Annotated in this window: 4 protein-coding genes; 1 reads left to right on the top strand and 3 read right to left on the bottom strand. The window is 61.9% G+C overall.

What is annotated here, in order from left to right; translation table 11 throughout:
- The 3 genes from B8446_RS02385 to edd all read right to left on the bottom strand — a co-directional run.
- The coding region (locus B8446_RS02385) for an MFS transporter (RefSeq protein ID WP_048846846.1) at positions 1-1,289 on the bottom strand (1,289 nt) is incomplete at its 3' end.
- 254 nt (positions 1,290-1,543) lie between these two features.
- Positions 1,544-2,158 (bottom strand): bifunctional 4-hydroxy-2-oxoglutarate aldolase/2-dehydro-3-deoxy-phosphogluconate aldolase, encoded by a 615-nt coding sequence (gene eda / locus B8446_RS02380; RefSeq protein WP_048846844.1) that lies wholly within the window; start codon positions 2,156-2,158, stop codon positions 1,544-1,546.
- 214 nt (positions 2,159-2,372) lie between these two features.
- Positions 2,373-4,241, bottom strand: a complete 1,869-nt coding sequence (gene edd, locus B8446_RS02375; protein ID WP_048846843.1) for a phosphogluconate dehydratase — start codon at positions 4,239-4,241, stop codon at positions 2,373-2,375.
- A 338-nt stretch (positions 4,242-4,579) separates the two neighbouring features.
- On the opposite strand from edd, the gene B8446_RS02370 reads away from it, so the two are divergent.
- Positions 4,580-7,525 carry a ligand-binding sensor domain-containing diguanylate cyclase gene (locus tag B8446_RS02370; protein WP_084712001.1) on the top strand — a complete coding sequence of 982 codons (2,946 nt, stop codon included), beginning with the start codon at positions 4,580-4,582 and terminating at the stop codon, positions 7,523-7,525.
- Positions 7,526-7,646 lie beyond the last annotated feature (121 nt).

Raw genomic sequence — 7,646 nt, 5'->3', positions numbered from 1 at the left:
GCCAGCCGGTTCGAATGCAGCCCGCCCCGCCAGCGATGGACCAGCTCAACCAGCCAGGGTGCGATCGTCTCCGACACCGCACGCGGCGTGTTGACGAGGCCCGAGGCAAACGGCCCTTCCTGCGGGATGACGCTGTTGGTTGCCATCATCAGCAGCGGCATGACGATCATCGCGTCGCCCAGCGCCTGAAGGCCCTGCCAGAGGTAGAATTCGTCCCGGTTCCATTCGACCGTCATGAACGAATCCCCGATACAAGCCGTCAGCACCAGCGACATGCCGATGAAGCTGACAATCCGGCTGTCCACCCATTCCCAGTTCAGCACGACGGCCATCAGGGGCAGGAAGATGAGCTGCAGGGCCGCCACCTCGATGGTGATCAGGTAGACCTGTTCAGGGCGATAGCCCGCGACTTCCTGCAGGAATGCCGCAGGCAGGCTGGAGCCGGTCGAGGCGACGATGACGAAGACGAACAGCGTGATGGCGCCGTATGCGAAGTTTCGCCGGGCCAGCAGCTGGATTTTGAACAGCGGCAGTTCGTGGTGCCACTCGTTGAGCACTAGCAGCGGAATTGCAACGACGCTTGCCAGCGCCAGCACGCAGATCAGGTTCGAGTTGAACCAGTCCAGACGATCGCCCTGTTCCAGCATCGTGCCGGTACAGATGGCAATCGTCAGCACCAGTAGTGCGCCGCGCCAGTCGAACTTTGCGAACCGCTCGAAACGGAGCGGGTCCTGCGGCATTCCGTACCAGATCAGGAGAGCCGCCAGCGTGCAGAGCGGGATCGACTGAAAGAAGACAAACTGCCACGCGACGAGATCGGTCCACAGGCCGGCGAACGCGGTGCTGAGATTAGGGAAGAACGTGGCTGTCGTCGCATAGGCGGCAAGGCCGTACAACCGGATCGGCGGTGCGAGTACGCGCAGCGCCGTCGTCATCAGCAGCGGTACGGTAAAGCCTGTCGCCAGCCCCTGAAATACCCGCAAACCGTACAGCAGCGTCAGATTGTCGGTGAACGGAATGAAGACAGAGGGTGCAATGCCCAGAAAACAGACGAACAGCGCGAAATAGCGCAGGGAGAACGTGACGGCGCTCCACGGAGCGATCGCCATGCCCATGATTACGGCGGACGAGAACACGGACGTGAACCACGTCCCGGGGTCGTGACTCATGCCAAGACCGCCGATGATGTTCGGAAGCGCCTGCGCCGAAACCTGCTCGTTCAGCTCGGTGGCCATGGCGAGCGTGATGACGCCCGCAAGGCCGATGAGGGGGCGCTTGCTCGGATCCATCAGCCGGCCCGGCCGCGACGGAGCGTGCTGCTGCGGCGTGCGGACGATCCGCGCAGACCGGCATCGAGAACGAGCCGGCGGTCAGCGGGCACGCGCGTTTCTAACGTTCCTGTTGTGCATAAGAACGTTTATGGACTGGGCTGGTCCCGGATGACAACCGGGCATCATATGCCCGTTTTTGCATATGATGTATGCGAGGAGCGCATGCATTTTTTAAACTTCATGCGCCCAGTGCGTATGTAAGGGCTTGCTTTTTAGCTCCGAAGCGCGGACGCCGCCTGCGCACGGGCCTTGATGGCCGCCGTATCGGGCACGCCCGGACCCACCAGCCACGATCCGCCGCAGCACAGGACGGACGGATGGGCGAGCCATTGCGGCGCGGTCGCTTCGGTGATGCCGCCGGTCGGGCAGAACCGCACGTCGCCGAACGGTGCGCTCAGGGCCTTCAGGGCGGCAAGGCCACCCGATGCCTCGGCCGGGAAGAACTTGAACCGGTTCAGGCCGAGGTCGAGACCGCGCATGATGTCCGATGCATTGGCAACGCCCGGCAGCAGCGGCACTTCCGTATCAGCCGCGGCCCGCGCGATCCCCTTGGTCAGGCCCGGGCTTACGATGAACTGCGCACCCGCATCGACCGCACGATCCAGATCGTCCTCGTTGAGCACCGTGCCGGCGCCCACGATCGCCCCATCGACCGCTGACATCTCCCGGATGACATCGATCGCGCACGACGTGCGCAGCGTCACCTCGAGCACGCGGATGCCGCCGGCAACCAGGGCCTCGGCCACGGGTCGCGCATGGGCGACGTCCTGGATGACCAGCACCGGGATGACCGGGCCGGTGCGCATGATGGTTTCGACTGCCTGCATGGAAATTGGTCCTCGAAAACGGCGGTGGTGATGATGTCTGCTCGTTTAGGGGCTGGCGGCTGCTGCGAGAAGCCGGCGCGCCTTCCGGATGCCGGCCGCAGGCCGTTACCCGCGCAAGCCGATGCTCAGGCGAAGGGACCTCGAAAGGCGTTGTTCTGCGACGCCTGTCTACAGGACAATGCCCCGAGCTCCTTGTCGGCGCTGCGGCCCGCGCTTATGCGGCGGCGCTTTCGCGCTCGGCTGCGGCCGCATCCGCCTCGTCGAGCGCCAGCTCCATTTCCTCGAGCATCGCCGAACCGCCGCGCTCCGCGCTGTCGATCCGGGACCGCATGAGCGTGAACAGCTCGCGGCCCGTGCCGACGCCCGCGGGCGGATGCGGCGCCGGGGTGCGCGCGGCCAGCACGGCGGCCTCGACCAGCACGTCGATCGTGCCCGAGACGGCATCCATCCGGATCGGATCGCCATCCTGCACGAGGGCCAGCGGGCCGCCGGCCTGCGCTTCCGGGCCGATATGGATCGCGGCCGGCACCTTGCCGCTCGCCCCCGACATGCGTCCGTCGGTGACAAGGGCGACCCGGTGGCCACGGTCCTGCAGCACGGCGAGTGTCGGTGTGAGCTGATGCAGTTCGGGCATCCCGTTGGCATCGGGCCCCTGAAAGCGGACGACGACGATCACGTCCCGATCGAGCGCACCCTTCTTGAAGGCCGCGATCACGTCCGCCTGGCTTTCGAACACGGCGGCCGGGGCCTCGATGACGAGGCGGCTGTCGTCCACGGCACTGGTCTTGCAGATGCCGCGTCCGAGATTGCCGATCAGCAGGCGCATGCCGCCATCGGTGCGGAACGGCTCGGAGATGTCGCGCAGGACGGCGGTGTCTTCCGACGGCCGCGCCGTACGCCAGGACAACGCCTCGCCCGTCAGTTCCGCACGCCGGGCATAATCCCTGAAGCCGCCGGCCGAAACGGTCGGAATCGTATCGTGCAGCAGTCCGGCATCCAGCAGGCTCGCGATCATCGTCGGCATGCCGCCGGCCGCCTGGAACGCGTTCACGTCGGCCGAGCCGTTGGGATAGACGCGAATGAGCTGCGGCACGACCGAAGACAGGCGATCCAGATCTTCCCAGTCGATCGTGATGCCGGCCGCGCGCGCGATGGCCGGGAGGTGGATCGCATGGTTGGTCGAACCGCCCGTCGCCAGCAGCCCGATCGCCGCGTTCACGATTGCCCGTTCGTTGACGCACTGCGCCAGCGGCCGATGCTCCGGACCGGCCGCGCTGATGGCGGCCAGCCTGTGGGTCGCAGCGCGCGTCAGGGCCTGTCGCAGTGGCGTTCCGGGGTTCACGAAGGCCGAATCGGGCATCATGAGGCCCATGATCTCGACCATCATCTGGTTGGTGTTCGCGGTCCCGTAGAACGTGCAGGTGCCGGGACCGTGGTACGAGGCGTCCTCGGATGCCTGAAGGGCGGCGCGGTCGACCTTGCCCTCGGCGAAGAGCTGGCGGATGCGCTGCTTTTCCTTGTTCGGCAGGCCGGACGTCATCGGTCCGGCCGGGATCAGCATGGCCGGCAGATGCCCGAAGCGCAGCGCGCCGATCAGAAGCCCCGGCACGATCTTGTCGCAGATGCCCAGAAGGGCCGTGCCTTCGAACATGCCGTGGCTGAGGGCGATCGCCGTCGACATCGCGATCACGTCGCGGGAGAACAGCGACAGCTCCATGCCTTCCTGGCCCTGCGTCACGCCGTCGCACATGGCGGGCGTGGCGCCTGCGACCTGCGCCGTCGCGCCGACCTCGCGTGCGAACAGCTTCATCTGGTCCGGGTAGCGGCCGTAAGGCTGATGCGCCGAGAGCATGTCGTTGTAGCTCGTGACGATGCCGAGATTGACCGCACGCCCGGCCGTCAGGCGCGCCTTGTCCTCGCCGGAGGCTGCCCAGCCATGGGCCAGATTGCCGCAGGCCATGCGTGGCCGCGCGATGCCGTTCGCGGCGTTACGGGCCATGAGCGCCAGATAACGGCGGCGCGTGGCGGCGGAACGCGTGACGATGCGATCGGTGACGGCGGAGACGACGGGATGCAGGCTCATGAAGGCTCGCTCGCGGGCGGGACAACGTCCGGCGCAATGAAAGTTCAGGTTGAGAGACGTGCGGGTTATTTTTATACCTTTGAGTGGCAAAAAAGGTAAGAAAATGACCGCACACGAATGTGAAGGGGGCTTCCTTATCGGGTATGGCCGATCAGGGCAAGTGCCGTGAATGTCCGCATGGTGTCATGCTGGAGACCCGATATGGATGTGTCGCCTTGCGTATCGTTCATGGCTTGACGGCCATACGTGGGGAACGGTGAGCACACGAAAGTGTCGGGATTTCGTTATTGATATGTTAATACTTCGAATATATCGTCCAGATCCTAGGGGCTGCCTTGATGTCCGGCGTCCTGCGCTGGCAAGGCACGATGAGTCGCAGATTTACTCTCTGTATAATTGTATTCATATCGAAATTACTGCTTGCGACATGCGCATTCGGGCAGACTATTTCACTACAGTTTCACAATCAGGGTCTTGGTACACTGACTGTGGAATGTCAGCTTCAGTTGCCGGACGGAACGCTTCTTGTCGGAACTGAAGACGGCCTGTTCTTTTTCAATGGCGTCCGATTTCAACAGCTCGGCTCCGAACAGAATGTGCCGGACTCAATGGTGGTCCAGTCGATCACCTGTACGCCTTCACATGATCTTGTCGTTGCTTATGCGGGCACACTTTATATCGCGCACTTACCGGATCAGTTGAATGATCCAACGAGCTTGCGCTTCCGGGCCGTACTGGTGCCAGGCGTCAATATTGGCGCAGTGACAGCTTCTGGAAGCGACGTAGCGCGGGGTCTGGCGCCATGGAAAAGTGGGGTGTTGGTCCTTTCCTCCGGTGTCCTGTTCTATATCGATCTGCGACCACGAGACACCGTGCGGGCGGTGCCGCTCCTGCGGACGCAAGACCGGTTTACGGCGTTCGCGGTTCGTGGCCCGGACCTGTGGGTCGCAAGAGGTGATGGCGCGCTCTGCAAGGTCGGACAGGATACCTATCTGCGATGTCTGTCGTCGCACTCCGGCTCGATTGGAGAACAATGGGTTAGCCTCACCATAGGTAATCAGGACCGGGTATTTGCCCGATCGCTGCATGGCTTTGCGGTGGGAATACCGTCGGACGGGTCGATGACGTCCCGGCAGCTTCCATTCGTTTCCGATCGTTATGATGCAACGCCATTTCTGCTTGCTGTCATCGAAGGGTCGGACGGCACGCTTCTGACCCAATGGGATCATGGTTTGCTCGAATGGCGTTACGGCGCCTGGCATCCGTTGCATCAGCCGACGCCGATACTCGCGGACGATCTGGTTTCTTCGATCCTGCGCGCCTCAGATGGATCGATCTGGATCGGCTTCTGCAGTTCGGGCGAAGCGCAGCTTGTCGGACGAAACTTCATCGAGAACTGGAGTGAGGCGGACGGTCTGAGCAATAATACCGTCTGGTCGATTGCCCGGCAGTTGAACGGGCCGTTATGGATCGGCACGGACAATGCCATCGACACGTTCGATCTCGATCAGACGACGCATTTTCGAATGCAGCGACGGGGATACGCGATCTCCATCAGATCCGACGACATGGGGAACATCTGGTATGTCCGCAATATCAAGGCGGTCGCGCGGTTTCTGCCAGACGGGTCCGCAGGGCCGGACGTTTCGCTTCCGGGAGCGTTATATCTGGCGGCCGAACATGACGGGCTTCTCTGGATCGGGACCGGTCACGGCGTCTACACACTGGACACCGCCCGACCGGATGCCGTCCCGTCCAGGTTAGGTGGGTTTGAGACAGGCGTTTCCGTCGAAGGTGAAGATCGAAAAGGCGGTTTGGTTTGGATATTTCAGGGCTCCGAACTTGTCGGCATGACGCGTTCGGGCATCGCCCTGCGTCTGCCGAAGCTGCCGGACATCGACATCAATCGGATCATGCAGATTGTCGTTGAGAATCGGTCATCCCTGTGGATCGTGACGGCTGTCGCCATCATTCATGTGGAACACGTCGGCGCACATGTCACGCGCATCTCCCGAATAGGCGTGCAGGAAGCAGGCATAAAGCACTTCGTCGCGCTTTGTATCGATAGCCGACATTGGCTATGGATCGGCGCGACAAACGGTGTTGCGGTTTTCGACGGGAAAAACTGGACCCTGTTGCGAACAGATGACGGTTTGATTTCGAATGATATCGGCCAGCAGGCTATATTCGAAGATACGGACAAGACTATATGGATCGGAACCAGCGGCGGATTGTCGCACATAACCGATCCCCGCAAAGTGTTCGACCGGGTTCCAGCAGCACCTTACATTCAAGGAATTTTCCTGGGTGGCCGGCGTGTCCGGTCAGATATGGGCAGATACTCGACACAGGGGATCGATATCGATCTCGGAACCCGCGATCTTTTGGCGCCCAGCGTGTACCGTTTCCGCTACAAGCTGGAAGGTGTGGACAGTGCATGGCGGTTAACTACTGCCGATCGCGTCCATTATCCGTATCTGCCTCCGGGATCGCATCTGTTCAGGGTAAGTGTCTGCAACGGGTCGACAAAACGGGTCTCGCCCGAGATCGGGGCGATTCTCACCATGCCCTATCCCGTGTGGATACGCTGGCCTGCCCTCGTGTTCTATGCGCTGAGCATTATTGTGACGGCTTATGTTGCTCATCACCTCTGGTCGCGGCGCCATCGCCGTCGGGAAAAGCAGCTCGCTGTCCTGATCGACCGGCAGACACATGTCCTGCGTGAGCAGGCCAGGGAACTGGAATATCAGGCGACGCACGATGTCCTGACAGGGCTGCTCAACCGGCGGGCGATGCAGCGGGTTCTGGAAGACATGAGAGCTTCCGCGACCGCTGGACAACTCGTCTTCATAGCTTTGTTCGATACCGACTTCTTTAAACACATTAATGACGTCTACGGACATCTGGCTGGTGACGAAGTGCTGGCCGAACTCGGATCCCGATGGCGCGCAAATGTGGAGGCTGGAAGCCATATCGGGCGCTACGGCGGCGAAGAATTCCTGTTTGCCACCGTGAAGCCGCATGCAAGCGGTTTCGACAGTGTCGCCCGTCTCAGGATTGCTGTTACCGAGCCCCCGTTCGACCAGGCCCGTCCGCTGAGGCGCGTGACCTTCAGCGCAGGCGCTACCTGGGTCGGACCAGACGAAACCTGGGCAGACGCAATGAAAAGAGCGGATGCCGCCCTCTACGAAGCCAAGGAGTCTGGACGGGACCGCCTGGTCTGCGTGTCGCCTGTTCTTGCTGCGAGCCCGGTTGCTCCTGTGTGTCAGGAAAACGGAAGATAGAAAGGCCGAGTGGGCTGCTAACGGGCGATCATTTTTTCGTCATCGATCCATAACGTTACATTGCGCGAACATCTTTGCGACATTATAACGAAACCGAACTAAATCTAACCTGTCAGGGTAG

Origin of the sequence: Tanticharoenia sakaeratensis NBRC 103193 (assembly GCF_000963885.1) — a bacterium.
In the GTDB taxonomy this organism is placed as follows: Bacteria; Pseudomonadota; Alphaproteobacteria; order Acetobacterales; family Acetobacteraceae; genus Tanticharoenia; species Tanticharoenia sakaeratensis.
Note: the sequence above shows the minus strand (reverse complement) of the source record. Positions and strands in the feature narration are given on the sequence as shown.